Source organism: Streptomyces pactum, assembly GCF_016031615.1.
Taxonomy (GTDB): domain Bacteria; phylum Actinomycetota; class Actinomycetes; order Streptomycetales; family Streptomycetaceae; genus Streptomyces; species Streptomyces pactus.
In genome coordinates this window covers 4,329,611-4,356,495 of sequence record NZ_JACYXC010000001.1, presented here as the reverse complement: position 1 = coordinate 4,356,495, position 26,885 = coordinate 4,329,611, and the positions used below count along the sequence as shown (strand labels likewise).

Below are 26,885 nucleotides of genomic sequence, written 5' to 3'. Positions count from 1 at the left end.
AGTTAGGTCAGCCTAACCTAATGGGATTGCGGGGAGCAGAGTGAGCGACGACTTCGGTACGGACGACGGCGCACGGGACACGGGGCCCGGTGGCGCCGAGGTGTACCGGGACGCCTGGGGCATACCCCATCTGCGGGCCACGGACACGCTGGCGCTGGCCCGCGCCCAGGGCCGCAACGCCGCGCTGGACCGGGCCTGGCAGATCGAGGTGGAGCGGCACCGCTGCCAGGGCACCACCGCCGCGTTCCTCGGCGCCGAGGCCGTCGGCTGGGACGTCTTCGCCCGGCAGATGCGGCTGGCCGACACCGCCCGCCGCTGCTTCGACCGGCTCTCCCCCGCCACCCGGGCGTGGATCACCGCGTACGTGGAGGGGGTCAACGCCGGCCTGCCTCAGGGAGCCAGGCGGGACCCGCAGTTCGCCGCCACCGGGCTGGCCGCCGGCCGGTGGGAGCCCTGGACCCCGCTGGGCGTCTGGCTGTCCACCCACATCCTCTTCGCCGGGTTCCCCACCAAGCTGTGGCGCGAGGAGGTTGCCCGGCGGCTGGGTGAGGACGCCGCCGAACTGTTCGCCACCGACGGACCCGCCACCTCCGGCAGCAACGGCTGGCTGGTCACCGGTGAGCGGACCGCCACCGGGGCGCCGCTGATCGCCGGCGACCCGCACCGCTTCATCGAGGACCCCGGCGTCTACCAGCAGATCCGGCTGGCCTGCCCGGAGTACGACGTGGTGGGGCTGGCCGTCCCCGGCGTCCCGGGGCTCGCCCACTTCGGCCACACCGGCACCGTCGCCTGGGCCATCACCAACGCCATGGCCGACTACCAGGACCTGTACCGGGAGCGGCTCCGCCGCGCCGGGGACGGTGAGGGCGGGCCCGGCACCGTCCTCGCGCTCGGCCCGGACGGCTGGCGTCCGGCGGCCCGGCACACCGAGACCGTCGAGGTGGCCGGCGGCGACCCGGTGACCGTCGAGGTGATCGAGACCGAGCGCGGCCCGGTCATCATCGGCGGCCCCGACCGGGCCGAGGCGATCAGCCTCCGCCACCCGCCGCGGGTTGGCGCCGGCCTCGGCTTCGACGCGCTGCCCGCGCTGCTGGCCGCCACCACCGTCGCCGACGTGGACCGGGCCCTGGACGGCTGGGTGGAACCGGTCAACGTGGTACTGGCCGCGGACACCGCCGGCGGGCTGCTGCACCGGGTCGCCGGGTACGTCCCCCGGCGCCACCGCGACAACCTGCTGCGCACCGTCCCCGCCTGGGAGCCCGGCCACGCCTGGCGGGGCGCGCACGGGCCGCTGCCGCACCCGCCGGTGGACGGCGTCGCGGTGATGGCCAACGAGCGCGGGCCGGCCGCCCCGTACGGCATCGAGTTCGCGCCGCCGCACCGCGCCGCCCGCATCCGCGAACTGCTGGAGGGCGCCACCGGGTGGACCGCTCCCGGCATGGCCGCCGTGCACACCGACACCCGGCTGGACTCCGCCGGTCCGCTGCTGGCGCTGCTCGCCGGACTCGACGGGCTCACCCCGGCCGCCGCCGGGCTCCGCGACCGGCTGCTGCGCTGGGACCGCCGGATGGCGGCGGACAGCGGCGACGCCACCGCGTTCGCGGCGGTACGCACCGCCGTGGTCCGCCACCTGGCCGCCCACCCCGCCCTCGCCCCGCTGGCCGGCCTCACCCGGCCCGCACCCGGCACCGGCGACGGGGAGCCCGCCGTGGACCCGGACCGGGCCCAGCCGTGGGCGGCCGGCGGTTACCCGGAGGTCTTCCTGCCCTGGCTCGCCCTCACCCCGCGGATCGGCTACGCCCTGGAGGGGCTGCTCGGCGGCGGCCTGCCGCCCTCGGTGGACCGGGCCGCGGTGGTCCGGGCCGCCGTGGAGGAGGTGGTTGCGGCGGGCGCGCCCACCCAACCGTGGGGGGAGGTGCACCGGATCGCCCCCTGGCAGGCGCTGCCGGAGGAGCCCGACGGCGGATGGCCGGGGGTCGCCGGCGACCACGACTGCGTCCTGGCCACCTCCAGCGTCCCCGGGGTGACCGACCGCTTCGCCCGGGGCCCGGCCGCCCGCTACGTCTGGGACCTCGCGGACCGTGAACAGAGCCGCTGGGTGGTCCCGTTCGGAGCCTCCGGGGTGCCCGGCGACCCCCACCGGCGCGACCAGCTGGCGCTGTGGCTGCGCGGCGAACTGGCCCCGGTGGTCACCGACTGGGACCGGCTCACCCGCGAACCGGCCGACGGCCCGGACGGCAGCGGGGGCGGCGCCGGGGAGGGCACCGCCCCGGGCGACGCCGGTACGACGCCCGGCGGTACCGGTGGTGCCTCCGGCACGGAGCCCGGTGTCCCCGGTACGGCCCCCGACGGCCGACGGGCCCCCGGCAGGACGACCCCCTGAGACGGCCGGTCCCTGGCACACCCGCCGGGACCGGCCCTGCCCCACCCCCACCGGCCGGTACCACCGGACCCGGTGGCGGCACCCGCACGACCGCGACCGCGCGACCGACCCCGAGGAAGAGACATGCCCGAGCCCAGCACCCGACCCGCCGAGACCACTCCGCCCGCGCCGGCCACCGCACCCGCCGCCCCCGGCGGGGCCGCGGCGACCGACGCGGTGACCGCTGTGTCCGCGTCGCCCGGCGCCGCGACCGGCGACGCCGTGACCGGCACCGCCGCCGCGGCCGGCACCGCGTCCGGGCGGGCGCCGGTCCACGAGGAGACCGTGGAGGGCTTCGGCACCATCCGCGTCGTGCCGGTCGACCCGGAGCGGGACGTCGACCTGATCCACGGCTGGGTCGTCCAGGAGCGGGCGAAGTTCTGGGGGATGGGCGAGGCGGACCGGGACCGGGTGCTGGAGATCTACTCCTACCTCGACTCCCTCACCACCCACCACGCCTACCTGGTCCACCGGAACGGCACCCCGGTCGCGCTCTTCCAGACGTACCAGCCGGAGGCGGACCCGGTGGGTGACTACTACGACGTACGCCCCGGGGACTTCGGCGTCCACCTGCTGATCGGGCCCGCCGACGGCACCGGGGAACGCGGCTTCACCGGCGTCCTGCTGGCGGCCCTCATCCGCTTCGTCCTGTCCGACCCCTCGCGGAAGCGCATCGTGCTGGAGCCCGACGCCCGCAACGAGAAGGCCATCGCCCGGGTGATCCGCGCCGGGTTCACCCTCGGACCGCAGATCGACCTGCCGGAGAAGCGGGCCCAGCTGGCCTTCCTGGAGCGCGCCCAGGCCGGTCTGCCGGACTGACCGCGCCGCACCGGCGCTGCCGGCCCCGGCGGCGTACGCCCTCGGGCCGGCCGGCGCGCCGGGGACGGGAGGTCCGGGCGGCCGGGTGCGTCCCGGAGGCCTTCCGCGACGGGCTCGACGGGCTCGACGGAGGGAGACGCACGTCACACCGGGCGGCGTCACACTTCTCCGTGCCACGTCGTCCATGGGGTGTAAGCCACCGACGACACAGGAGTTCACCATGGAAGCCCGGTTGAACCTGATGGCCAGCCCGATCGCCGGCAAGTTCGGCAAGCACCTCGTCGCCGCGAACAAGGTGCTCGCGGAATCGACGACCGTGCCGGCCTCGACCCTGGAACTGGTGAAGATCCGCGCCAGCCAGATCAACGGCTGTGGTTTCTGCCTGGACATGCACGTCAAGGACGCCGCCCACGCCGGGGAGACCCCGGAGCGCCTGGCCATGGTCGCCGCCTGGCGCGAGGCGAAGGTCTACACCGAGGCCGAGCGCGCCGCCCTGGAACTCGCCGAGCAGGGCACCCGGCTCGCCGACGCGGCCGGCGGCGTCCCGGACGAGGTGTGGGCGAACGCCGCCAAGCACTACGACGAGGAGCAGCTCGCCGCCCTGGTGTGCGCCATCGCCCTGATCAACGCCTTCAACCGGGCGAACGTCATCGTCCAGCAGCCGGCCGGCGACTACCGGCCGGGCCAGTTCCACTGAGGGAACGGCCGGATCCGGCACCCGTGCGACCCCCGGGCACCCCGTGCGGCGCCCGGGGGCGCGGTGCCGGCACCGCGGGAGCACCGCGCGGCGCCCGCGGGGGCGCGGCTGACCGTTCCGCCCCCGACCGCACCGGGGCGACGTCCGCAGGACCGCGGCGGTGGTGGCACCACCGGTACCGCGGCGGTGCGGATACCGCCGGTACCCGCTGCGTGGTGCGGGTACCGCCGCCGGCGGCCGGGCCCGGTCAGTCCAGGTAGCGGCTCTTCACCCAGCCCAGGGTGCCGACCTTGACGCCGGAGCCGGAGCGCTTGACGATCTTCCCGTAGGACCAGCTCTTGTTGAATCCGCCGAGTCCGCCGCCGGCCCACGTCCGGCAGTAGTAACGGAACGTGGTGCCCTTGCGGATCGTGCCCTTGGAGCCGTAACGGGTGCCGGGGCCCTTGCGGAGCGCGGTGCTCTTCACATCGACCGTGAAATTCACGTCCGGCGAATTGAAGTGGCACCCCGACGCGCCGACCGAACCGGCCGCGGAAGCGCTCGGGGCGAGCCCCACCGCGCCACCCAGCGTCAGCGCCACGGTGAGCGCCACCATCGATGCCTTGCCCTTGATCGCCACGATTTTTCCCCCGTGAGACGTGTGTCGGCTGGGACGAGCCCGCCGGCCGGCGGCACCCGACCGGAGCCGCCGGAACCGGACGCTCCACGGATCAGCGCTGTGCGATCTGCCGGCTCCCCCCGGCGCCGGTCTCCCGCCGGCCCGGTTTTGACTCCACGAACGAATGTCTCGCCTTGGGTCAAGCTCTCGAAAAAATGGTCGCCGAAACAGTAACACCAGGCCGGTGCGGCCCCTCCGGGACGGCTGCGCGGGGCAGGCCGGCCCGGGCGGCGGACGCCGCGCCCGGGCCGGCGCACGGCCCGCTCAGCCGGCGTACGGGGTCCCGGTCACCGCCGGGTCGCCCGCCGCCGCGCCGGCCGCCGGCCGTCCGTCGGGGTCCTCCGCCGCGGCCTCCGCCTGGAGCTGCGCCTTCACCGCGTCCGTACGGGCCCGCAGCGCCCGCACCCGCTCCACCGCGCCGGCGTCCGGCTCGCTCCGGTCGGCGGGGACCACCGGCACACCCCGGTGCTGGGCGGTGACCACCAGGCTGTAGGCCACGTCGACCTGATGGGCCAGCAGGGCGGTGGTGAACAGCCCCGCCCGCAGGGTGCGCTCGCGCCCCAGCGCACCCCGGTACACGATCTCCACGGCCACGTCCACGTCGTCCAGCCGCTGGTCACCCGCCTGCTCCAGGGCGGCGAGCACCACGGCGACCAGCCCCTCGGCGACCCGGGTCACCGCCCATTTACGGCCCGGGAGCGGCGGCAGGAGTTCCCGGACACGGTCGATCTCGGCGTCCAGCCCGTCGGTGGTCATGGTGGCGAAGGCGTTGTGCAGCTGGATGCGCACCACCTTCTCCCACGGGATGTCCTCGCCGTCGAAGCCCACCGACTCCGGGCCGAAGCGCAGCGCGCCGATGCCGTCCAGCGGCCGGAGCGCCTTCGCCGTCACGGCCGGCACCCGGGGATGACGGCAGACCAGCGTGCCGAGCGAGAACTCCCACTCCTCGGTGGCCGGTGCCGCCGGGGCGGGCAGCGCGCCGAGCACCCCGGCCACCCAGTCGCCCGGTGTCCCCGCGCCCGAGCGGCGTGCGGCGCCACGGTTGGCGAGGTCCTTGCCCGCCGCCGTCGCGGCCGAGGTGACCGTCTCGCCCAGCCCCCGAAGCCTGTCTCGTACCCCCATGCCAGCCCGACCCTTTCTCGACCACACCCGATACCGGTGGGGCCCGGCCGGTGCGCCCGGGCCCCATCTCCTTCACGCCGGTGACCGGGCACGCGGTTCTCCCGGACCGGCGTCCGGGTACGGGGATTCCGCCGGCCGCGGCGCACGGCTCCGGCGAGCACCGCACCGGCGCCGGGAGCACGCCCGGAGCACCGCGCCGCACCGGCGGCGGGAGCACACCCGGAGCACCGCGCCGCACCGGCGGCGCCGCGCGGCAGACCGGCGCCCTACGCCGCGGGAGCGCGTAGGAGAGCGAGGCCGTACGGGAGCGGGGCGCCCGGCCGGGCGGCGGACGGCGAACCTCCCGTGCCGTGGTCCGGTGGTGCCGGGCGCGGGCCACCGGGCGCCGGGCCGGGCTACACCGGGACCTCCGTGGTCAGGAAGGACTCGACCGCGTCGCGCCACGCCCCGGGCTGGTCGTAGTGGATGAGGTGGCCGGCGTCGGGCACCTCGGCGTACCGCCCGTGCGGCAGCACCCGCACCATCTCCTGCGCCTCGGCGCGGCCCAGCTCGCCGTCGAGGCCGCGGATGACCAGGGCGGGGCAGCCCACCAGCGCCAGCTCCTCCCAGTGCGCGTCGTGGACCCAGGTCTCCCGGGCGGCGAGCATCTGCCGGCGGGAGAAGACCGGCCGCCAGCCGTCCGCCCCTTCCGCCATGACCTCGGCGTAGAAGTCCCCCCGGGACGGGCTGGGCCGCTCCAGCCACGGGTCCTCCTCGCCGAACCACCTGCGGACGTCCGCGAGGGAGGCGAAGGGCAGCGGCCAGGTGGCGAACCAGTCGGCCCACTCGCGCTGCGAGGCGGCGCCCAGGGCGGAGGCCCGCATGTCGCTGATGACCAGCGCCCGCACCAGGCCGGGGTGGTGGGCGGCGAGCTGCCAGGCGGTGAGCGCGCCCATGGAGTGGCCGATGAGGGTGACCGGGGCGAGGTCCAGCCGCTCGATGACGGCGACCGCGTCGGCCACGTACGCCTCGCGGGTGAAGGGTCCCTCGGCGGGCTTGTCGCTGGCGCCGTGGCCGCGCTGGTCGAGGGCGACCACGCGGTGCCGGGCGGCCAGCCACCGGGCCGTCCCCGCCCAGTGCGCGGCGCACCCCATCAGACCGTGGAGCAGCAGCACTCCCGGCCCCCGGCCCCGCTCCGGGCCGGCCTCCGCCACCTCGGGCGGGTCGGTGAACTCCCAGGCAGCGAGCCGTACACCGCCGCTTCCGGTTACGTCGATACGCCGCAGCACGTTCCTGGCACCTCCATTCCTCTCTCGTCCGCGCTCCGGTTCCGCGAGCGGATCCAGGCTATCGAACTGCTATTCGAACAAGGGTGGCTGGTGGGCAAGACCCCTCGTTCGAGTGACGGGGTCCGGGGATTGTCCGAGGAGCCGGCGGGGAGATCTTCTGCGGGAGGCGGACGGCTCGGGGAAGGGAGTCCGCCGAGGCAGACCCTGGGAGCTCGGGGCTCCGGGTCGCCACCGCCTCCGGGGCCGGTCCGCGCGAGCGGGGCGCCGGCCACCGGAGGCGGACGGGAGGGTAGCAGGGGGGGCTCGGGGAAGCGGGGCCCCGGCGGCTCGGTGCGCCGGGGTTCACGCCGCCGCCGCGCCGGGCGGCACCCCGGTCGCCGGGCCGGTGGCCGGGCCCTCGTCGCCGACCGGGTTCCGTCCGGCCCTCGCCCTGGTCCCGGTCCACGGTGCATGGCGCCCTCCCTGCCCCGATCGGCGGTACGACGCCCGCGGCGCCGCGCGCCGACGACCTCTCCGTACCCGTCCGTGCCGTGCCGGTCCGTGCCGCTCCGTGCCGTGCGGTCCCTGCCGTGCCGGTCGTACCGGTCCCCGTGCCGGTGACCCCTTCCCGCCGGTCCCGTGACCCGCCCGGGCAAGGCCGCGGACCGTGCCGGCCGCGGGTGTCCCCGGCCTTTCGTCCGCCCCGCCGCGGGGGAGGTGCCGGGCCGCTCGGGTCGGCGGCGAGCCGGGCCCGCCCGCCGGCGGAGGTCCGCACCACGCGGAACCCCGCCCGAGCGACAGCGTGGCACGCGGGCGCCGCCCCCGCTCGCTTTCCGGGAAGTCCGCCGCCGCCCCCGCCTCGCGTCGGCGCGGCATTCCGCTCCCGTTCATCCCCGGGAAACGGCCGCCGGGTCGGGCGGCCACCGGTTCCGGCCGTCGCCGGGTGCGGTGCGTCGCGGAGCCGGGCCTTGCGGGTGCTGGTGCCGGTGCCGGTGCCGGACGGTCCTGGCCGAGGCCGGCGCCGGTGACGGAGCGTGGGGAGCCGACCTTGCCGGGCCGACGCCGAGAACGCTGCGTCGCCAGGACCAGGGCGTTACCGGGGAGCCCGACCTTGCCGGGGGCCGTCGCCGGCGCCGCACCGGCCGCGGTCAGCACCTGTCCACGGCACCGCGCGAGCCGGGCCCGCCATCGGAGCCATCGGCGGCGCCACGGCCCGCCGGCCGGGCACGGGTACGGGTGGCGGCCGGGTACGACGGCAACCCGGTACCCGTTACACGGCCGGCGCCACACGGGACCGCCGGGGAGGCGATCGGCTTCACGGCCCGACCCGGCCACGCCCGACCCGACACCACCCGGCACGGCCCGGTGGCGGCAACCGGCAGGGGCCCACATCACCCACGGGACTCCGGCAGCCAGGGCGCCCGGCAGCCCCGCGGGGCCGACATCGGCCTCGGCCGGCCTGCACGACGGCCGACGGGCACGACGGCGCCGGACTGCCGGCGGGCATGCGCATGAGGGGCGGCCGGCGGGACCGGCCGGCGGGCAGGGCCGGCGAACGGCGCCGGGGTCAGCGCATGGCGGCGACCCGCGCCGGGGTCAGCGCTTGGCGACGAAGACGTGTGCGGCGATGTCGGCGTCCAGCTCGGCGGCCTCGCCGCTGCTGCCCACCAGCACCCCGCCCGCCGACTCGGTGACGCTCACCACCGAGCCCGGCTGCACTCCGGCCCGGCGCAGGGTGTACATCAGCTGGGCGTCGGTCTGGATGGGCTCACCGATCCGCCGGACCACCACGGTCTTGCCCTCGCTGCCCGGGTCGAGGTCGCTCAGGCTGACCATGCTCTCGTCCAGGAACGGGTCGGCCTCCGCCTTCTCGCCCAGCTCCTCCAGGCCCGGGATCGGGTTCCCGTACGGCGACTCGGTGGGGTGACGCAGCAGCTCCAGCACCCGCCGCTCCACGGCCTCGCTCATGACGTGCTCCCAGCGGCACGCCTCGGCGTGGACCTGCTCCCACTCCAGCCCGATCACGTCCACCAGCAGGCACTCGGCGAGACGGTGCTTGCGCATCACCCGGGTCGCCAGCCGGCGCCCCTCCTCGGTGAGCTCCAGGTGCCGGTCCCCGGCGACCTGGACCAGACCGTCCCGCTCCATGCGCGCCACGGTCTGGCTGACCGTCGGGCCGCTCTGGTCGAGCCGCTCCGCGATACGGGCACGCATGGGGACCACACCTTCCTCTTCCAGTTCGAGGATGGTGCGGAGATACATCTCCGTGGTGTCGATCAGTCCGGACATGCGTGCCCCTCGATGTGTGGTGCGGTGGCCCTTCCCCAATTCTGACGCATGCCACCGACAACGGGCCCCGGCTCGCGCCCGTACCGCATCCGCGCCCCGTCCGGGCTGGCCGGATGCCGACCCGGGCGGCGGACATCCGGATGGACTCCACGTTGACCCCGTATTGACAGAGCAGTGGTCCAGACCGCAACGTGATCCGCGCCACCAGCGTACGCACCTACGGAAGGGCACCCGCCGGGATGAGTGACAGCACGTTGTCCGCGCGGTACTTCGACGCCGCGATCGACCTCCTGCACCGGGTGCGGGACGAGGAGGCCGACAACATCGCGGCGGCCGGTGCCCTCGTCGCGGACACCGTGGTGGCCGGCGGCCGGCTCTTCGCCTTCGGTGCCGGTCACTCCTCGCTGCCCGCCCAGGACGTGGTGTACCGGGCCGGCGGCCTGGCCCTGATGAACCTGCTGCCGGTGCCGGGGATGGTCGGGGTGGACGTGGTGCCCGCCACGCTGGGCAGCGCCCTGGAGCGGGTCGGCGGCCTGGCCGGGGTGGTCCTGGACACGAGCCCCGCCCGCTCCGGCGACCTGCTCTTCATCATCTCGCTGTCCGGGCGGAACACCCTGCCGGTGGAGATGGCGCAGAACGCGCGGGCGCTGGGTCTGACGGTGATCGGCGTGACGTCGGTCGCGTACGCCTCCGCCACCCGCTCCCGGCACGCCTCCGGCACCTTCCTCAAGGACCACTGCGACCTGGTACTGGACAGCAAGATCGGCATCGGTGACGCGGAGCTGACCGTCGACGGCGTGGGCGCGCCGTTCGCACCCGCCTCCACCGTGGTCACCAGCGCGCTGATGCAGGCGGTGCTGGCGACCGCGGTCGGGGAGCTGGCCGAGCGGGGGATCGACCCGCCGATGCTCCGCTCGGGGAACGTGGACGGCGGCCACGAGTGGAACGGCCGGGTGATGACGGAGTACGCGGACCGCATCTTCTACCGCCGCTGACCGCGGCCGGCCGCCGGGGACCCGGGCCCCGGCGGCAGTCGGACAGGCGGTGGCCGCCGAACGGCCGGTGCGGCCGGACAGGCGGTGGCCGCCGGTGGCCCGGGGGCGCGACCCGTCCCGCTACCGGGACGGCCGGGGCACCGCCCCGGACCGCCGCCACGGCGTCACCGCGCCGCCCGACGGACCGGCCCGGACTCAGTCCAGCAGCCGGGCCAGGTCCAGCGCCGCCGCCACCCGGACCGAGACGTCCTCCGCGTACACCGCGTCACCGCGGTCGAACGGCCGCCGGCCGGCGCCGCGCAGGAAGGTGGCGACGCCCAGGGTCCGGCCGCGGCTGCGCAGCACCGTACAGAGTGCGTGTACGGTGCCTTCCGGCCATTTTCGGACCCGGGCCCACTGACCGGCCGCCGGCCCCTCCAGCCGGGCCGCGCTGAGCCGGACCGAGCCGCAGCGCTCGGCCGCCTGGAGCGCCGGATGGCCGTCCAGGTACGGCACCGGGATGCCGCCGGAGAAGACCGGGCGGCACGGGCACGGGCCGAGGCCGGTCGCCCCGGCCGGGGTGGCGGCGGCCCGCACCAGCCGGACCGGGGCCGGACCGTCGAACGGCACGGAGGCGGGCCCGCCGCCCCCGGCCACCCGGGACGGCCGCGGCGCCCGGCGGGAGGTGTCGGACGGGCGGCCCGGCGCGTCGTCGTGGCGCTCCGGCGACGGACCACCCGGGTCCGCCGGGCGGAGCACCAGGTCTATCAGCGCGTGGTCGGCGAACCCGGCGAGGGCGAAGTCCAGCTGTACGGTGGCCGCCTCCAGCGGGTCCTCGCACTCGGCGGCGGCCCGTGCCGCCCGGTGCAGCTGATTGCTGCGGAAGCGCAGCCGGGAGCTCTCCTGCTCCGCCTGTTTGGTCTCGGTGACGTCCAGGAAGACCCAGGCCACCCCGAGCGGGACCGGCTGCTCGGCGTACGGCGAGCCCAGCCGCAGGAACGAGCTGCGCCAGCAGCGGCGTTCGCCGTCGGCCTCCGGGACGCCCCCGCCCGCACCGGCCGCGCCGGCCGCACCGCCGGCGAGGGCACCGAAGGTCCCGCCGGCCGGCCGTGCCGGGTCGTCGGGCCACCGGCCGGCGTCCGGCCGGGCGCCGCCCGCCCCGGTCCGCCGGCCGGGTAAGTCGGGCCCGCGGCCGGCGCCCGGGCCCGCGCCGCGGAGGGTGACCCACAGCTCGGCCGGGGTGGGCGGGGTGCCCTCGGCCAGCACGTGCTGGAGGGCGCCCTCCAGTTCCTCCGCACCATGGGCGATGACGTCGCCCAGCGGCCGGCCCAGCAGTCCGGTGCGCCCGGTGCGCAGGGCCCGGGCGGCATGGCTGTTGACCACCGCCGGGCGCAGGTCGGCGTCCACCACCACCACGCCCCAGGTGGTGTCGTCCAGCACGGCCTCGCCGAACGCGAGGGAGCGTTCCAGGTCCACCTGGGTGCGTGCCTCGCCGAACGCGCAGTACACCCCGGCCGGCCGGCCGCCGCGCCGCACCGGGGACAGCTGGGCCCGCACCAGCACCCGGCCGCCGTCCCTGGTGAGCAGCGGGAACTCGCTCACCTGGCGGTCGGACGACTCCATCGCGGACATCAGCCGGGTCTCCACGTCGGGCGCGTCCGCGGGGCGGACGGCCCAGCCGCTCAGCCAGCGCCGGCCGACGGCCTCGGCGGCGGTCCAGCCGAGGACGCGTTCGGCCTCGCGGTTCCAGTGGGTGACCGTGCCGTCCGCGTCGAACGCGCACAGCGCCGCGTCCATCCCGTTCAGCAGGGCGTCGAGCAGGTCCCGGTCCGCGCGCTCCGGGCCGTCCGGCGGCGGGCCGCCGCCCGGTCCGTCGCCTTCCGGTGCGGCATCCGCCGCGCCCGGTGGTGCGGCCGACATCGGGTGGGCCGATTCAGGACGGTGCGAAGTGGTCACCGGTCACCCCCAGCGAAACCCGGCTGCGTGAGCTGCACGGACTGCGATTGCTGCGTCTGCTGCACGAGGTGTCATTCAACTCGAACGTGACGCGGACCACATCACCTTCGGCGAAATCGTTGCGGTCCGGAAATTCGGTTGAGAGGTGTCCAGCAGGTTTCTAGGGTGGTGAGCACACGAGAAGGGAGGTGGTTCGGCAGATGTATGGAAACCGGACGCGTGAGGTGGCTGCGGGCTAGCCAGTCCGGCCCCGGGCTCCGTCAGGAGCAGGGGTTCACCATCGCGCTTCGCGCGGTGCCGGCGGACTCGCCGGCCCAATTCCCAGCAGTTCACCCGACCCGTGGGCCCGCCGGTACGTCCGGCCGGTTCCCTCTCCGAGGGATGTGGCCCACGGGTCGTCTGCGTTCCCGCCAGGGTGGCGGCACCGGGTGCCGTCCCCGGACGGTTGAGCCGACCGGACGAGCGGCGCCGGGGACCCACCGGCAGGGATCGGCACACACCGGCAGGAACCCGCGGGGCCCGTCAGGGGCAGAGGCGTTCCACCCGCCAGCCGTCCGCCTCGCGGACGTACCGCAGCCGGTCGTGCAGCCGGTTCTCCCGGCCCTGCCAGAACTCCACCTCGTGCGGCACCACCCGGTACCCGCCCCAGCCGGGCGGCACCGGGACCTGCTCCTCCGGGTAGCGCTCGGCCAGTTCCGCGTACCGCCGGTCCAGCTCCTCGCGGGAGGCGATCACCGTGGACTGGGCGCTCGCCCAGGCACCCAGCTGGGAGCCGTGCGGGCGGGTACGGAAGTAGGCGGCGGTCTCGTCCCGGCCGGTGCGCTCCGCGACGCCCGTCACGATCACCTGACGGGCCAGCGGGTGCCACGGGAAGAGCAGCGCGACGTGCGGGTTGGCGGCGATCTCCCGGCCCTTGCGGGAGCCGTAGTTGGTGAAGAAGACGAAGCCGTGCTCGTCGTAGGACTTCAGCAGCACGGTGCGCGAGCTGGGCCGGCCCTCGGCGTCCGCGGTGGAGACCACCATGGCGTTGGGCTCGGGCACCCCGCTCTCCACGGTCTGGATGAACCAGCGGGCGAACTGCTCGTACGGGCTGCCGGCCAGTTCGCTCTCGGCCAGCCCCTCCGAGCGGTACTGCTTGCGCATGGTGGCCGGGTCGAGCGTGACGCCGGCGAACGGGTCGTGCGGGTCCAGGTGAGGCACCCGCCTATCTTGCAGCATCGCCCCCGACGCGCCGTGCGGACGGGTGGAATACCGGCAACGGGTGAAAATTGCCGGTCAGCCGCCCCTGTCCTTTCCCCCGTTCGGGTCACTCATAACCCTCCCGCCCCAAATGACACGCTGTGCCGCTTATCACGCTTCCGTGTATGTGCCGCACCCATCAAAATCATGTGCCGGCCCGCTGTGGCCCCACGGGCCCGGCCGCTATCGTGTCCGGCCCGTACCACCTACCGCCGCGGCCGGGGTGATCTCCGTCCGAACGGGGCACCCGGGACGTCCGGTGGGGGACCGCGAGCCGTTCGGGCGGCCGTGGATCCGTCACCGGCACAGCGCCAGCCACGACCACCCCTGATCCGACGCCGACGCTCCCGACCGGAAGCCGTCGAACCGTCGAACACATCATGAGGAGCCGCCTGATGTCCGACTTCGTGCCTGGGCTCGAAGGTGTCATCGCGTTCGAGACGGAGATCGCCGAACCCGACAAGGAGGGCGGCGCACTCCGCTACCGGGGCGTCGACATCGAGGATCTGGTCGGTCACGTCTCGTTCGGGAACGTCTGGGGGCTGCTGGTGGACGGCGCCTTCAACCCGGGGCTGCCGGCGGCCGAGCCGTTCCCGATCCCGGTGCACTCCGGTGACGTCCGGGTCGATGTGCAGTCCGCGCTCGCCATGCTGGCGCCGGTGTGGGGGCTGCGGCCGCTGCTGGACATCTCCGAGGAGCAGGCCCGGGACGACCTGGCGCGCGCCGCGGTGATGGCGCTGTCCTACGTCGCCCAGTCGGCCCGCGGCCAGGCCCTGCCGATGGTGCCGCAGCGGGAGATCGACAAGGCGGAGACGGTCGTGGAGCGCTTCATGCGGCGCTGGCGCGGGGAGCCGGACCCCAAACACGTCGCGGCGGTGGACGCCTACTGGACGTCGGCGGCCGAGCACGGCATGAACGCCTCCACCTTCACCGCCCGGGTCATCGCCTCCACCGGCGCGGACGTCGCGGCGGCGCTGTCCGGCGCGGTCGGCGCGATGTCCGGCCCGCTGCACGGCGGCGCGCCGTCCCGGGTGCTGGGCATGATCGAGGAGATCGAGCGCACCGGGGACGCGGCGGCCTACGTCCGGCAGGCGCTGGACCGGGGCGAGCGGCTGATGGGCTTCGGCCACCGGGTCTACCGGGCCGAGGACCCGCGGGCGCGGGTGCTGCGCCGTACCGCGAGGGAGCTGGGCGCGCCCCGCTACGAGATCGCCGAGGCGCTGGAGAAGGCCGCCCTGGAGGAGCTGCACAACCGGCGCCCGGACCGGGTGCTCGCCACCAACGTGGAGTTCTGGGCGGCCATCGTGCTGGACTTCGCCGAGGTCCCGGCGCACATGTTCACCTCGATGTTCACCTGTGCCCGGACCGCCGGGTGGAGCGCGCACATCCTGGAGCAGAAGCGGACCGGGCGGCTGGTGCGGCCCTCCGCCCGGTACACCGGGCCCGGCTCGCGGAGCCCGCAGGAGATCGCCGGCTACGCGGAGATCGCCCGCCGGGGGGCCTCCTCGCCGAGCTGACCCCTCGCCGAGGACGGGCCCGGGCCCGCCGGGTCCGTTTGCCGCCCTGGCCGGACCGTCCCGCCCCGCGCCCGGCAGGCCCGTCCGGGGCCGGGCCAGGGGCCGAGAGCCGGGCGGGCGCGACGGGCGGGGTCCGTACGGGCGTCGGTGCCGAGTGCCTGGGACGTGCCGGGTGCCGGGCCGGGGGCGCTCCGGGTCTCCGGTACGTGCCCGTGCCCCGGTACCCGCCTGTGCCCGGTACGCACCTGTGCGGTACGCGCCATCGGCCCGGTACGTCGTGCCACGTGCCCGGGGGCAGCCGGTGCGGCGGAGGGCCACCCGTACCCGGGCGGGCCGCGCCGCACCCCGGGCCGCCGTCTCACCACGCCGCCGCCCCGGGGACGCCCTGGAACCCCGGCCCCGGGAACCCCGGCCCCGTGGACCCCGGAGCCGGGGAGCCGGACGCCGGGGAGCCGGACGCCGGTGGGTCAGGGTCCGGCGGGCCGGGCGCCGGGTGCCGGGGGCAGGGCCTCGTCGAGGAGGCGGGCCCACTGCGCGACGATCCGGGCGCGGCGGGCGGTGTCGTCGGTGAGCAGATGGGCCAGGCCCAGGCCCCGGCCGAGGTCCAGCAGCCCCTGTACGGTCTCCCGCACCCCCGGCACGCTCTCGTCGGCGCCCAGCAGCTGGACCGCCATCCGGTGCGTCTCCCGGCCGACCCGGGCCTCCAGGTCCACCACCCGGTCGCCCAGCTGCGGCTCGTTGGAGGCGGCCACCCACAGCTGGAGCGCGGCCCGGAACAGCGGGCCGGTGTAGAGATCGACCAGCTCCGCCACGACGGTCCGGGTCCGCGCCGCCGAACCGGCCGGCGGCAGGTCCCGGGCGAGCGCCCGCAGCGCCGCCGAACGCTGCTCCGCGACGTGCTCGACCGCCGCGGTGAACAGGTCCTCGCGGGTGGGGAAGTGGTGCTGGGCGGCGCCCCGGGACACCCCGGCGCGCTCGGCCACCACCGCCACCGTGGAGCCGGCCCAGCCGTGCTCGGCGAGGCAGTCCACGGCGGCGGCCAGCAGCCGCTGCCGGGTGGCCCGGCTCCGGTCCTGCTTGGGCGCGCCGCCCGGCCGGGGCGCCGGCCCGGTACGGCGGACCGTACCGGCACCGGCCCCCGTCCCCCGCCCGGACCGGGTGGCCGGGCCGGCCCCGGGCCCGGTGCCCGGCCCGCCGCCGGTTCCGGCGCCCGCCCCGGCGTCCGGTTCCGCGTCCCGGCTCATGCCGTCCACCACGGGTCCCGGCGCTCCAGGAACGCCGTCATGCCCTCCCGCGCCTCGGCCGAGCCGAAGAGCCGCGCCGACAGCTCGGCGAGGTCCTCGGCGTCCCGGTCGAAGGCCCGCAGCACCCCGGCGCTGACCAGCCGTTTGGACGCGGCCAGGCCCTGCGGGGAGCCCCGGCGCAGCCCGTCCAGCACCGGGGCGAGCGCCGCGTCCACGTCCTCCCCGGCGAGGGTGACCAGCCCGATCCGTACCGCCTCGGCCGCGTCGAACCGCTCGCCGGTGAGGTAGTAGCGGGCGGCGGCGCGCGGGTCGAGCCGGGGCAGCAGCGGCAGCGAGATGACGGCCGGGGCGAGGCCCAGCCGCACCTCGGTGAGGGCGAAGGACGCCCCCGGGCCCGCCACGGCGATGTCGCACGCTCCCACCAGCCCCAGCCCGCCGGCCCGTACGTGCCCGGTGATCCGGGCGACCACCGGCACCGGCAGCTCCACCACGGCCCGCAGCAGGGCGATCAGCTCCCGCGGGCCGGTGGGCCGGGCCTCGCGCAGGTCGGCCCCGGCGCAGAAGGTGGTGCCGGTGTGGGTGAGCACCACGGCCCGGGTCCCCGGATCGGCCGCCGCCGCGGCCAGCCCGGCGTGGAGTTCGGCAACCAGCCGGGCGGACAGGGCGTTGCGGTTGTGCGGCGAGTCCAGGGTGAGGGTGGTGACGCCGCCTTCCCCGTAGATACGCACCAGCGGCGGGCCGTCCGCGACCGGTGAGCCGGGCGCCGGTGCGCCCACCGGTGCGCCGGGCGCCGGTGAGCCGGGGGGTGCCGGTGCGCCGGGTGCCCCTTCCGCCGCCGCGGCCCCCGGCCCCGGCACGGCCGGCGCACCCTGAGCCGGACCGGGCGGCACCGATCGCGGAACCGGCGGCGGCGCGGCCGGCGGCGGTGGCGCTGCCGGGCCGGGGGCCGGTGCCGGGCCCGGGGACGATGCCGGGCGGTCGGGGGACGATGCCGGGTTCGTGTCGTTCATGGAGATGTCGGACTCCCTTCCCTGGCGCCGGCCTCCCGCAGTCGCCGGCGCAGCAACTTGCCCGCGGCGGACCGCGGTACGGCCGGGACGAACTCCACCCGCCGCACCTTCTTGTACGGGGCCACCCGACCCGCAACATAGGCGATCAGCTCGTCGGCGGTGATCCGGGATCCCTCCCGGCGCACCACGTACGCCACCGGCAGTTCGCCGCCCGCCTCGTCCGGTACCCCGATGACCGCCGCGTCGGCCACCGCCTCGTGGCCGAGCAGCACCGCCTCCAGCTCGGCGGGGGCGACCTGGTAGCCCTTGTACTTGATGAGCTCCTTGATCCGGTCCACCACGTACACCCAGCCGTCGGCGTCGATCCGGCCGATGTCGCCGGTGTGCAGCCAGCCGTCCGCGTCCACCGTCGCCGCGGTGTCGGTGGGACGTCCCAGGTAGCCGCGCATCACCTGCGGTCCGCGGATCCAGAGCTCCCCGTCCTGTCCCGGCCCCAGGTCCACGGGCTCCCCGTCGGGTCCGCCGCCGGGCGCCACGACCCGCATCTCGGTGCCGGGCATCAGCTTGCCGACGGTGCCCGGGGGCACGTCCGTGGCGTACCGGGGCACCGCGTGCGAGCCGGGGGAGAGTTCCGTCATCCCGAACGCCTGGAGCAGCGGCGGGACGCCGAGCCGCCGGGCGCAGGCGGCCGCCAGCTCCGCGTCGAGCGGGGCCGCCGCGCTGAGCACGTAGCGCAGCGAGGACAGGTCGAACCCGGCCACCGCGGGGTCCTTGGCGAGCGCGAGCACGACCGGCGGGGCCACGTAGAGCGCGGTGACCCGGTACCGTTCCACGGCCGTCAGCATCTGGCGCAGGTCGTAGCGGGGCAGCACCACCACCGGGACCCCGTGCCGCAGCGGGGCGTTCATCAGCACGGTGAGGCCGTAGATGTGGAAGAACGGCAGTACCGCCAGGACCCGGTCGTCCTCCTCGGCGGGGACCAGGGTGGCCTGCTGCACCAGGTTGGTGGCGATGCTGCGGTGGGTGAGCATCACGCCCTTGGGGGTGCCGGTGGTGCCCGAGGAGTACGGCAGGGCGGCCAGGTCGGCGCCGGGGTCGATGTCCACCACCGGTTCCGGCGCGGTGGACGCCGCCATGTCCTGTACCGAACGGTGCCCGGACGCCCGGTCGCAGACGAAGACCTCCCGCACCCCGCCGGCGAGTTCGGCGGCCTGGCGGGCCACCTCCACCAGCGGCGCCACCGTGACGATCCACGCCGCGCCGGAGTCCCGCAGCTGGGAGGCGAACTCGTGGGCGGTGGCCAGCGGGTGCACGGTGGTGACCGCGGCGCCGGCCCGGGTGGCCCCGTAGAACACCTGGGGGTACGCGATCGAGTTGGGGCTGTGCAGGGCGAGGACGTCCCCCTTGCGCACCCCGGCCTCGGCGAGGGCGGCGGCGATCCGCCGGCTGGTGTGGTCGAGCGCGCGGTAGGAGACGGTGGTGCCGTCCGCCCCGTCGATCAGGGCGGGCCGGTCGCCGAACTCGGCGGCGCGGCCGAGCACGGCGTCGTGGATGGGCAGATCGACGGGCGGGACATCGGGATACTCACTGCGGAACACCATGGCGGTTCCTCCGATCGGGTCCGTCGGGCGGTCGCGTTCCGTCGTCCCGACCAGGGTCCCCGCCCAGCCCCGCCTTGGGGAGACCCGTGACCGGCCCACGCGCATTCGCGGGCGATGGCACCCGGCAGGCCCACGAGCCGCACCGAACCGTGCCGAGCCGCACCGAGCCGTGCCGAGCCGCACGGAACTACGCCGGGCCGTCCGGTGTCCGGAAGGCGAGCGAGGTCTCGCCGGCCGCACGTGGGCGGGTTCTTCCGCCGTGCCACGCCGGGCCCTTGCCCCTGCCGGCGTCGGGGACATGCCGTTTTCAACGCCGACCGCCGTGTCGACGCGGCGCCCGCCGACGCCGGGCGGCGAGGTCCTCGGCCGCGGCATCCCCACCGACCTCACCTCCCGGAGGCGGACCTCGGGGGCCGCCGGCACCGGCTGCCGGTGCCCGCGGCCCCGAAGTCCCGGCCCGCGGGACAGCGCCTACGGGCGCTGCCTCACCCGGTCGACGATCCCCCAGTCCACCACGTGCGACAGCTGGATGTACGTCTTCTTCCCGGAGGCCGAGATCCGCTCGTCGCGGAAGCCCAGGAACTCGTACGACACCGGGTCGAAGATCAGGTACTTGCTTTCCGCGGACCCGCGCTCGGTGGAGGCGATCCCCACCCCGGTCCGCCCGGCGGAGTCCTTCACCCCCGGGATCATCTTGATGCCGGGCACCAGGGCCAGCGCCTCGTACGCAGCGGGGCGCAGTCCCTGGGGCAGTACTGGGTTCTTCAGCAGCTCGCCGAGCAGCCAGTAGGCCTCGTACCGGTCGAGCTTGTCGAGATCGCTGATCGACCGGCCGTCGGGCCGGGAGCCGAGGGAGATGATGGCCAGGACGAGCTGTTCCGGGTCCTGGGGCAGCTTCTTCAGCTCGCTCCACTTCCGGGGCGGCCACACCCCGCCGCCCCCCTCCTCGGGCTCCTCCCACATCTCACGGCCCAGTTCCATGGACAAGGAGGGCTTGGAGACGTCCACCGACTCCCACATCTCGTCGGTGTAGGTCTTGACCTCGCCGGTCCTCTGCTCCGTCTCCTTGATGATCCGCTTCGAGTAGATGAACTGGTCGTCGCGCGGCGCCACCGGTTCCTTCTCCCGCTCGCGCTCCCACGCCGCCGCCCCGTTCAGCACCGTCGCGGCGGCGTTCTCCAGCCGCGGGGTGCTCGTGCGCGGTGCGCCGCCCCCGCCGGAGCCGTCCGTGCCGATCAGCACCGCCGTCCCGGTCACCGCCGTGGCGGCCACCGCGGCCACCGCGAGGCGCAGTGCACGGCGGCGACCGGGTCCGGGGCCGGGGCGCCGGTCCGCGCGGGCCATCGCGTTGAGCAGCTGGTGCCGGGCCCGGTCCCGGGCCGGACCGGTGAGCGGGGCCGCGTCCGCGTCCCACTCCCTCAGGAGTTCGAGCTCGTCATTCATGGTCGGATACCTCTCGCAGTGCCGTCGGATGGGATCCGCCCAATGCTTCGCGCAGCTTGCCGCGAGCCCGGTGCAGCCGCGATCTGACCGTGCCCACGGGGATCCCGAGGGCCCGGGCCGTCTCCTCGTAGCCGAGATCCCCCCAGGCCACCAGCAGCAGCACGTCCCGGTGCCGAGCGGGCAGCGCGGCCAGTGCCGCCGCCAGCTCGCGGCGTACGGACCGCGCCGCCACCCGGTCCGCGGCCCGGTCGGCCAGCGGCTCGTCGTGGTCGACCAGGGCCGGGACCCGGGCCATGGCCTTGAACCGGCGGGCCTCGGCCCGCCGGTGCCGGCCGACCAGGTTGGTCGCGATGCCGAACAGCCAGGGCCGGGCGTCGGTGCCCGCGCCGCGGGCCGGGTCGTAGCGATGTCGCTGCTGGAAGGCGGTGGTGAAGGTCTCCGCCACGAGGTCGTCGGCGACCTCGCCGCCGAGGCGGCGGGCGGCGTAGCGGTGCACGGCGTCGGCGTGCCGGTCGAAGAGCGCGGCGAACGCCTCGGGCTCATCCCGGGACCGAACGATCACTGAGGCGTCGCTCTCCGCACCGGCACGCGCGGTGCCGGTGCCGACGCCTGGTCCGACGGTCATCGGGGCTCCTCTCGTCCAGGGGACGATGCTCGAACACTTGGGCTTTCACCTGCCTTTCGCCCCTCGCGCCGAAGCGGTTCCCCCACCTCCCCCGGCGACCGCCCCGCCCCCGCAGTCGTCCGTTCCCGTCCCCGCCGGGCCGCCTCCGCGCCTCCGGCGTGGCGGAGCCGCCCGGGAAGCCGCCGGTGCCGAGCGCCCAGGGCCGGCCGGGCGGCCTTCCCGTACCGGCCCCGCCCGCCGCCCGACCGCCGGGCAGGGGCCCCGACTCCCGGCCCGTCGCGCATCGGGGCCGGCGCGTGCTCAGGCGCCGGTCACCGCCGCCGGTCCCGCGTCCGGCGCCGCGATGGCGGCGGACAGGGCGCGGGTCTCGTGCTCGGTCATCCGGGGGGTCTCGTACGGCACGGCGTTCACCCAGCGCTGGGTCAGCCGGGCGATCCGCTCGCCGTACCGCCGCGCGGTGACCAGGTCGCCGCGCGAACCGGCCTGCTCGGGACCCAGGTCGGCATGGCTCTGGCTCATCAGCCCGAGCCACGAGCCCAGCCGGTTCACATCGTCGCGGGTGCCACCGCTCCAGTTGTTGCCGGGCATGTCCCCCACGCCGATCCACTGCATGCCCAGCTGCGCCGCGAACACCGCCAGTTCCTGCAGCACCAGCAGCTTGTCGCCGCTCTGTGAGGCGGACATGGTGAACCCGCCGGCCAGTTTGTCCTTCCACGCCTGCATGGTGAACGGCGTGAACGCCGCCTCCATGAACGCCTTGAACACCGCCGACACGCTGCCCATCAGGGTGGGGCAGCCGAAGACGATCGCGTCGGAGCGCTCCAGCAGCGCCATCACCCCGGCGTCGCGCCAGCGGCCGGCCACCACGTCCTCGGGCCGGATCTCGACGAGGTGCACCCGGGCGCCCGGTACCAGCCGGGCCCCGTCGGCGAGGTGTTCGGCCAGCACCTGGGTGTGTCCGTGCACCGAGTGGTACACCACGCTCACCGTGACCGCCGGGACGGCGTCCGCGCGGTCGGTGTCATGGGTCGTCATCCGCTCTCACTTCTTCCGGTCGTGCGGGGGTTCCCTCTCCCCTCCCGCTCTCAGGCCATCCCATCCCGCGTACGGCGGGGCATCAACGCCGAAATCCGGCACGCAGCGATCGGCGCCACCGATCGATCGCGTTAGCCTGACGCCGTGGACAGGATGGAACTGGAGGCGTTCGTCGCGGTCGCGGAGGAGCTCCACTTCGGTCGCGCCGCCGCACGCCTGCACCGCGGGCAGCCCACCGTCAGCGACGCCGTCCGGCGGCTGGAGAACGCCCTGGGCGGGCGGCTGTTCCACCGCACCAGCCGCCGGGTGTCCCTCACCGAACTCGGCGCCGAGCTGCTTCCCGACGCCCATGCCGCGCTGGCCCAGCTGCGCCGTTTCCAGCAGCGCGGGCGGGCGCTGGCCGCCGGGGAGCGGACCCGCACCACCCTCGTGGTCGGTCACGCGGAGTACACCGCCCAGCGGTTGCTGCTGCGCTGCCTGCCGCCGCTCCGCGACCGCTTCCCGGACGTGGCGATCGTGCCGGAGCCGATGCCGACCGCCGCACAGCTCGAAGCCCTTCGGGCCGGGGTGATCGGGCTGGGCATCGGCTGGGCGACCGACGGCCTCACCGGGGTCCGCGCCCGGGTGCTGTCCACCGAGCGGTTCATGGCACTCGTCCCCGCGACCCACCCGCTGGCCGGCCACGCCGAGCTGAGCGCGTCCGAACTGTCCACCACCGCACTGCTCACCTGGCCGCACCAGATCAACAGCGGCCTGTGCGACCGGCTGCTGGCCGCCTTCCGGATCGGTGGGGCCGACCTGCGCATCATCAGGACCGCCGACAGTGTGCAGGCCATCGCCGCCCATGTGGCGGCGGGCACCGGCATCGGCATCACCGTCGGGTCCGCCCTCGACCACCGGCCGCCCGGCCTGCGCGTCATCCCCCTCACCGGCCCCTCCACCACCGCCGACCAGGTGGTCCTCACCGCCGCCGAACCGACGGACGCCGCCGGCGCGCTGCGCGACCTGCTGCTGGACGCCTCGGCGGAGCCGCCCGGGGCCGGCCACCCGGGGTGAGCCCCGGCCCCGGCGATCAGCGGGGCGACGGCGACGAGCGGGGCAGCGCGCGGCCGGCGGGGGCGGCGCGCGGCCGGCACGACCGGGCGCGTGGCTGCGTGGGGCGTGGCGTCAGGAGGCGGGCCGGCTCCGGCGCACCACCGCCCCGGCTCAGTACGACTTGGGGAGGCCGAGGGTGGTGTGGGAGACGAAGTTGAGGATCATCTCCCGGCTGACCGGGGCGATGCGCGCCACCCGCACCCCGGTGATGAGCGACGCCAGGCCGTACTCCGTGGTCAGGCCGTTGCCGCCGAGGGTGTGCACCGCCTGGTCGACCGCCTTCACGGCCGCCTCCCCCGCCGCGTACTTGGCCATGTTCGCCGCCTCGCCGGCCGCCATGTCGTCGCCCGCGTCGTAGAGCTGGGCCGCCTTGCGCATCATCAGGCGGGCCAGTTCGAGTTCGATGTGCGCCTGGGCGAGCGGGTGCGCCACCGCCTGGTGCGCGCCGATGGGCACCCGCCACACCTGCCGGGTACGGGCGTACTCCACGGCACGGCCGAGCGCGCACCGGCCCATCCCGATGGCGAACGCGGCGGTCATGATGCGCTCCGGGTTGAGCCCGGCGAACAGTTGGAGCAGTCCGGCGTCCTCCTCCCCGACCAGCGCGTCGGCGGGCAGCCGCACCTCGTCCAGGACCAGTTCGAACTGCTTCTCCGGTGCCCACACCTCCATCGGTATGGGCCGGAAGGAGAAGCCCGGCGCGTCCCGGGGGACGATGAACAGGCACGGCCTGAGCCTGCCGCTGCAGGCGTCCTCGGTCCGGCCCACGATCAGCGTCGCGTCGGCCACGTCCACCCCGGAGATGAACACCTTGCGGCCGGTCAGCACCCAGTCCCCGCCGTCCCGGCGGGCGGTGGTGGTGATCCGGTGCGCGTTGGAACCGGCGTCCGGCTCGGTGATCCCGAACGCCATCCGGACGCTGCCGTCGGCGAGACCGGGCAGCCAGCGGCGCCGCTGCTGCTCGGTGCCGAACCGGGCGATCACCGTGCCGCAGATGGCGGGCGAGACCACCATCAGCAGCAGCGGGCAGCCGGCCGCGCCCAGCTCCTCCAGGACGATGGACAGCTCCGTGATGCCGGCGCCGCCACCGCCGTACTGCTCGGGCAGGTTGACGCCGAGGTAGCCGAGCCGGCCCGCCTCGGCCCACAGCCGGTCGGGCTGTTCGCCGTCCCGCACCACGCCGTTGAAGTACTCCTGCCCGTACCGGCCGCCCAGGGCGGCCACCGCCGCTCGCAGCGCGGCCTGTTCCGGGGTTTCCCAGGTACTGGTCACGGTCATCCGGACTCCTCCGTCTCACGGCTGGTCAGCGGGTGGTCGAAGTGGTGCGGGAACAGGGGGCGGCGGGGGACCGCGGTGGCTCCCGCCGGGGGCCGGGCCGGTGAGCGGGCCGGTCGTGGGAGGTCTCGGGAGGTCGCAGGCGGTCGCGGGCGGCGTCCGGAGGCCGAGGCCCGGGTGCCGGGCTCAGGGACGATTGCGGGGGTCACGGGTCGGGGCCGGCGGGTCCGGAGCCGTTGTCGGGGGCCACGGATCGGGGCCGGCGGGGGCCGGGGGCCGTTGCCGGGGGCCACGGATCGGGGGTCGTGGGTCGGGGCCGGCGGCGCCGGGCTCGGAGCCGTTGCCGGGGCCGGTCACCGGGGCCGTTGGGCTACGGGTCGGGGTCGGGGTCGGCGGGCGCCCGGGCGGGGTCCGGGTCGGGGCCCGGGTCCACCACCGCCAGCGGAGTGCCCACCTCGACCTGCCGGCCGGGCGCCACGTACAGGGCGGTGAGGGTGCCGGAGGCGGGGGCGGTGACCTGGTGCTCCATCTTCATCGCCTCCAGCCACAGCAGCGGCCGGCCCCGCTCCACCCGGTCACCCTCGGCGAGGCCGTCGGCGATCCGCACCACGGTGCCGGGCATCGGGGCGAGCAGCGAGCCGGGAGTGGTGGCCGGTTCCCGTTCGGGGAGGCGCGGCAGGGCGGTGAACCGGTACGCGCCGTCCGGCCCGTCGACGTACACCTGGTCGCCGTACCGGCCGACCCGGTAGCCACGGACCACCCCGGCCACCTCCAGCCGGACCCGGTCCGGGGCGGCCCCGACGACCCGTACGCCCGGTGCGTCCACCGGTTCCACGCCCCGGCGGCCGGGCCGGTACCGCGCCTCGCACACCGGCCCGTCCGGCTCCAGCCGGTACGGCTTGGTCTGGGGCCGGGAGGGCACGTTGCGCCAGCCGCCGATCCGGGCCGGGGTGCCGCCCGCCCCGGTGTTGGCCGCTGCGTCCGCCAGCGCGGCGGCGAGCGCGGCGAGCGCGGCGCCGGGCGGGCGGTCCGGGGGGCCGGAACCGTCCGGGCCGTCGGCACGGCCGGCGGCAGGCGTTCCCCCGGCGGTGCCGGTGCCCACGGCGGCGGGACGCGCTCCCCCGGCGGCGGGACGGCCGGTGGCGGGACGGCCGGCGGCGGGGCCGTCGTCGGTGCCGGTCAGTGCGGCGTGGTGCCGGGTGAGGAAGCCGGTGTCCAGCCGGGCGGCCAGGAAGTCCGGGTGGCGCAGCGCGCGGACCAGCAGGTCGCGGTTGGTGGCCGGGCCGTGCACCCGGGCCCGTTCCAGGGTGCGGGCGAGGAGCCGTACCGCCTCGGCGCGGGTGGGGGCCCAGGCGATCACCTTCGCCAGCATCGGGTCGTAGTGCGGTCCGATCGTGTCGCCGTCCCCGTAGCCGGCGTCCACCCGCACCCCGGTGGGGCCCGTCCGGCCGGCCGGGGCGGGGATGTCCAGCCGGTGCAGCACCCCGGTCCCCGGCCGCCACCCGGCCGCCGGGTCCTCCGCGTACAGCCGGGCCTCCACCGCGTGCCCGGCGGGCTCCGGCGGTCCGCCGGCCGGCAGCGGGTGCCCCTCGGCGATCCGGATCTGCCAGGCGACCAGGTCCAGCCCGTACACCGCCTCGGTGACCGGGTGTTCCACCTGGAGGCGGGTGTTCATCTCCAGGAAGTACGCCCGGTCCCCGGCGACCAGGAACTCCACCGTGCCCGCGCCCCGGTAGCCGACCGCGCGCGCCGCCGCGGCGGCCGCCTCCCGCAGCGTGCCGCGGAGCCCGGCGTCCAGGGCCGGTGCGGGCGCCTCCTCGACGACCTTCTGGTGGCGGCGCTGGAGTGAACAGTCCCGGGTGCCCAGGGTCCAGACCGTGCCGTGGTCGTCGCCGAGGAGCTGCACCTCCACATGGCGGCCCTGCTCGATGTACGGCTCGACGAACACCTCGCCGTCGCCGAAGGCGGCCGCCGCCTCCGCGCGGGCCGCCGCCAGCGCGGCGGGCAGGGCGGCCACCTCGCGGACCACCCGCATTCCCCGCCCGCCGCCGCCCGCGGCGGCCTTCACCAGCACCGGCACGTCCGCGCCGGTGATCCCGGCCGGGTCGAGCAGGGGCGGCAGCGGCACCCCTGCCGCCGCCATCAGCGTCTTGGCCCGGGTCTTGGACGCCATCGCCTCGACGGTCTCCGGCGGCGGCCCGATCCACCGCAGTCCGGCGCCGAGCACCGCGCGGGCGAACCCGGCGTCCTCGGAGAGGAATCCGTAGCCGGGGTGCACGGCGTCCGCGCCGGCCGCCAGCGCCGCCCGCACCAGCCGGTCGCCGCGGAGATAGGTGTCGGCCGGTGCGCTGCCCGGCAGCCGCACCGCCGCGTCCGCCTCCCGGACGTGCGGTGCCGTGGCGTCCACGTCGGAGTACACCGCGACGGTCGCCAGGCCCAGCTCGCGGCAGGTACGGAAGATCCGGCGGGCGATCTCGCCCCGGTTGGCGACGAGCACCGTCTGGATGGGGTCAACCACGGACAACCTCACAGCCACGGGGAAGGGCGGGCGGACGCGTACCGGAGCGGAGCGGGAACCGGCAGGGCGGCGGGCGGACGCGTACGGGGGGCAGGGTGC

General features: G+C 76.1%; 20 protein-coding genes. 6 read left to right on the top strand and 14 right to left on the bottom strand.

Going from position 1 to position 26,885, the window contains the following annotated elements; translation table 11 throughout:
• The first annotated feature begins 40 nt into the window (after nucleotides 1-40).
• The 3 genes from IHE55_RS17245 (at nucleotide 41) to IHE55_RS17235 (ending at nucleotide 3,938) form a co-directional block, all read left to right on the top strand.
• Nucleotides 41-2,383 carry a penicillin acylase family protein gene (locus tag IHE55_RS17245; RefSeq protein ID WP_197989840.1) on the top strand — a complete coding sequence of 781 codons (2,343 nt, stop codon included), beginning with the start codon at nucleotides 41-43 and terminating at the stop codon, nucleotides 2,381-2,383.
• Nucleotides 2,384-2,506: 123 nt separating this feature from the next.
• Nucleotides 2,507-3,241 carry a GNAT family N-acetyltransferase gene (locus IHE55_RS17240; RefSeq protein WP_197989839.1) on the top strand — a complete coding sequence of 245 codons (735 nt, stop codon included), beginning with the start codon at nucleotides 2,507-2,509 and terminating at the stop codon, nucleotides 3,239-3,241.
• 220 nt (nucleotides 3,242-3,461) lie between these two features.
• Nucleotides 3,462-3,938: a carboxymuconolactone decarboxylase family protein gene (locus IHE55_RS17235; protein WP_197989838.1), complete on the top strand. Its 477-nt coding sequence runs from the start codon at nucleotides 3,462-3,464 to the stop codon at nucleotides 3,936-3,938.
• Nucleotides 3,939-4,185: 247 nt separating this feature from the next.
• On the opposite strand, the gene IHE55_RS17230 is transcribed toward IHE55_RS17235, so the two are convergent.
• The 4 genes from IHE55_RS17230 to IHE55_RS17215 form a co-directional block, all read right to left on the bottom strand.
• Nucleotides 4,186-4,557 (bottom strand): SH3 domain-containing protein, encoded by a 372-nt coding sequence (locus IHE55_RS17230; RefSeq protein ID WP_197989837.1) that lies wholly within the window; start codon nucleotides 4,555-4,557, stop codon nucleotides 4,186-4,188.
• A 303-nt stretch (nucleotides 4,558-4,860) separates the two neighbouring features.
• Entirely contained in the window at nucleotides 4,861-5,718 is an 858-nt protein-coding gene (locus IHE55_RS17225; RefSeq protein WP_197989836.1) for a hypothetical protein, read from the bottom strand.
• Nucleotides 5,719-6,113: 395 nt separating this feature from the next.
• A complete protein-coding gene (locus IHE55_RS17220; RefSeq protein ID WP_197989835.1) occupies nucleotides 6,114-6,986 on the bottom strand; it encodes an alpha/beta fold hydrolase in 873 nt (290 codons plus the stop codon).
• 1,575 nt (nucleotides 6,987-8,561) lie between these two features.
• A complete protein-coding gene (locus IHE55_RS17215) occupies nucleotides 8,562-9,254 on the bottom strand; it encodes an iron-dependent transcriptional repressor DtxR (RefSeq protein WP_197989834.1) in 693 nt (230 codons plus the stop codon).
• Between the two features lie 239 nt (nucleotides 9,255-9,493).
• Between IHE55_RS17215 and IHE55_RS17210 the strand changes: the two genes are divergently transcribed.
• Nucleotides 9,494-10,249, top strand: coding sequence for an SIS domain-containing protein (locus tag IHE55_RS17210; RefSeq protein ID WP_197989833.1), 756 nt, complete (start codon nucleotides 9,494-9,496; stop codon nucleotides 10,247-10,249).
• A 195-nt stretch (nucleotides 10,250-10,444) separates the two neighbouring features.
• Here the strand turns inward: IHE55_RS17210 and IHE55_RS17205 are convergent, their stop codons facing one another.
• Together IHE55_RS17205 and pdxH are read right to left on the bottom strand one after the other, a co-directional pair.
• Nucleotides 10,445-12,148 (bottom strand): PAS domain-containing protein, encoded by a 1,704-nt coding sequence (locus IHE55_RS17205; RefSeq protein ID WP_197992065.1) that lies wholly within the window; start codon nucleotides 12,146-12,148, stop codon nucleotides 10,445-10,447.
• Nucleotides 12,149-12,706: 558 nt separating this feature from the next.
• Entirely contained in the window at nucleotides 12,707-13,327 is a 621-nt protein-coding gene (pdxH, locus tag IHE55_RS17200) for a pyridoxamine 5'-phosphate oxidase (protein ID WP_197992064.1), read from the bottom strand.
• A 491-nt stretch (nucleotides 13,328-13,818) separates the two neighbouring features.
• Between pdxH and IHE55_RS17195 the strand changes: the two genes are divergently transcribed.
• Nucleotides 13,819-14,940 carry a citrate synthase 2 gene (locus IHE55_RS17195; protein ID WP_197989832.1) on the top strand — a complete coding sequence of 374 codons (1,122 nt, stop codon included), beginning with the start codon at nucleotides 13,819-13,821 and terminating at the stop codon, nucleotides 14,938-14,940.
• A gap of 467 nt (nucleotides 14,941-15,407) precedes the next feature.
• Here IHE55_RS17195 and IHE55_RS17190 read toward each other — a convergent pair whose 3' ends face one another.
• The 6 genes from IHE55_RS17190 to IHE55_RS17165 all read right to left on the bottom strand — a co-directional run bounded on the left by IHE55_RS17190 (nucleotide 15,408) and on the right by IHE55_RS17165 (nucleotide 21,898).
• Nucleotides 15,408-16,184, bottom strand: coding sequence for a TetR/AcrR family transcriptional regulator (locus IHE55_RS17190; protein ID WP_197989831.1), 777 nt, complete (start codon nucleotides 16,182-16,184; stop codon nucleotides 15,408-15,410).
• Entirely contained in the window at nucleotides 16,181-16,912 is a 732-nt protein-coding gene (locus IHE55_RS17185; RefSeq protein WP_372442690.1) for an enoyl-CoA hydratase family protein, read from the bottom strand. The genes IHE55_RS17190 and IHE55_RS17185 overlap by 4 nt, the downstream gene beginning before the upstream one ends.
• A 278-nt stretch (nucleotides 16,913-17,190) precedes the next feature.
• Nucleotides 17,191-18,795 carry a 4-coumarate--CoA ligase family protein gene (locus IHE55_RS17180; RefSeq protein ID WP_197989829.1) on the bottom strand — a complete coding sequence of 535 codons (1,605 nt, stop codon included), beginning with the start codon at nucleotides 18,793-18,795 and terminating at the stop codon, nucleotides 17,191-17,193.
• Nucleotides 18,796-19,266: 471 nt separating this feature from the next.
• Complete coding sequence (locus tag IHE55_RS17175) at nucleotides 19,267-20,238, bottom strand: CU044_5270 family protein (RefSeq protein WP_197989828.1); 972 nt, start codon at nucleotides 20,236-20,238, stop codon at nucleotides 19,267-19,269.
• Complete coding sequence (locus IHE55_RS17170; protein ID WP_197989827.1) at nucleotides 20,231-20,863, bottom strand: RNA polymerase sigma factor; 633 nt, start codon at nucleotides 20,861-20,863, stop codon at nucleotides 20,231-20,233. The genes IHE55_RS17175 and IHE55_RS17170 overlap by 8 nt, the downstream gene beginning before the upstream one ends.
• Nucleotides 20,864-21,163: 300 nt before the next feature.
• The gene (locus IHE55_RS17165; protein WP_197989826.1) at nucleotides 21,164-21,898 is read right to left on the bottom strand and encodes a flavodoxin family protein; all 735 of its coding nucleotides are present in this window, start codon (nucleotides 21,896-21,898) and stop codon (nucleotides 21,164-21,166) included.
• Between the two features lie 153 nt (nucleotides 21,899-22,051).
• Between IHE55_RS17165 and IHE55_RS17155 the strand changes: the two genes are divergently transcribed.
• Entirely contained in the window at nucleotides 22,052-22,954 is a 903-nt protein-coding gene (locus IHE55_RS17155) for a LysR family transcriptional regulator (RefSeq protein WP_269671581.1), read from the top strand.
• 150 nt (nucleotides 22,955-23,104) lie between these two features.
• Here IHE55_RS17155 and IHE55_RS17150 read toward each other — a convergent pair whose 3' ends face one another.
• Both IHE55_RS17150 and IHE55_RS17145 read right to left on the bottom strand, forming a co-directional pair.
• Nucleotides 23,105-24,271 carry an acyl-CoA dehydrogenase family protein gene (locus tag IHE55_RS17150; RefSeq protein WP_197989825.1) on the bottom strand — a complete coding sequence of 389 codons (1,167 nt, stop codon included), beginning with the start codon at nucleotides 24,269-24,271 and terminating at the stop codon, nucleotides 23,105-23,107.
• 367 nt (nucleotides 24,272-24,638) lie between these two features.
• Nucleotides 24,639-26,786: an ATP-binding protein gene (locus IHE55_RS17145; protein WP_197989824.1), complete on the bottom strand. Its 2,148-nt coding sequence runs from the start codon at nucleotides 26,784-26,786 to the stop codon at nucleotides 24,639-24,641.
• Nucleotides 26,787-26,885 lie beyond the last annotated feature (99 nt).

What these genes read in the sequence shown, in the direction of transcription:
- IHE55_RS17155 (WP_269671581.1), top strand. Translation starts at nt 22,052, where the DNA reads ATGGAACTGGAGGCGTTCGTCGCGGTCGCGGAGGAGCTCCACTTCGGT.
- pdxH (WP_197992064.1), bottom strand. Translation starts at nt 13,327, where the DNA reads ATGCGCAAGCAGTACCGCTCGGAGGGGCTGGCCGAGAGCGAACTGGCC.
- IHE55_RS17165 (WP_197989826.1), bottom strand. Translation starts at nt 21,898, where the DNA reads ATGACGACCCATGACACCGACCGCGCGGACGCCGTCCCGGCGGTCACG.
- IHE55_RS17190 (WP_197989831.1), bottom strand. Translation starts at nt 16,184, where the DNA reads ATGAGCCGGGACGCGGAACCGGACGCCGGGGCGGGCGCCGGAACCGGC.
- IHE55_RS17215 (WP_197989834.1), bottom strand. Translation starts at nt 9,254, where the DNA reads ATGTCCGGACTGATCGACACCACGGAGATGTATCTCCGCACCATCCTC.
- IHE55_RS17180 (WP_197989829.1), bottom strand. Translation starts at nt 18,795, where the DNA reads ATGGTGTTCCGCAGTGAGTATCCCGATGTCCCGCCCGTCGATCTGCCC.
- IHE55_RS17150 (WP_197989825.1), bottom strand. Translation starts at nt 24,271, where the DNA reads ATGACCGTGACCAGTACCTGGGAAACCCCGGAACAGGCCGCGCTGCGA.
- IHE55_RS17210 (WP_197989833.1), top strand. Translation starts at nt 9,494, where the DNA reads ATGAGTGACAGCACGTTGTCCGCGCGGTACTTCGACGCCGCGATCGAC.
- IHE55_RS17235 (WP_197989838.1), top strand. Translation starts at nt 3,462, where the DNA reads ATGGAAGCCCGGTTGAACCTGATGGCCAGCCCGATCGCCGGCAAGTTC.
- IHE55_RS17170 (WP_197989827.1), bottom strand. Translation starts at nt 20,863, where the DNA reads ATGACCGTCGGACCAGGCGTCGGCACCGGCACCGCGCGTGCCGGTGCG.
- IHE55_RS17175 (WP_197989828.1), bottom strand. Translation starts at nt 20,238, where the DNA reads ATGAATGACGAGCTCGAACTCCTGAGGGAGTGGGACGCGGACGCGGCC.
- IHE55_RS17205 (WP_197992065.1), bottom strand. Translation starts at nt 12,148, where the DNA reads ATGTCGGCCGCACCACCGGGCGCGGCGGATGCCGCACCGGAAGGCGAC.
- IHE55_RS17195 (WP_197989832.1), top strand. Translation starts at nt 13,819, where the DNA reads ATGTCCGACTTCGTGCCTGGGCTCGAAGGTGTCATCGCGTTCGAGACG.
- IHE55_RS17225 (WP_197989836.1), bottom strand. Translation starts at nt 5,718, where the DNA reads ATGGGGGTACGAGACAGGCTTCGGGGGCTGGGCGAGACGGTCACCTCG.
- IHE55_RS17240 (WP_197989839.1), top strand. Translation starts at nt 2,507, where the DNA reads ATGCCCGAGCCCAGCACCCGACCCGCCGAGACCACTCCGCCCGCGCCG.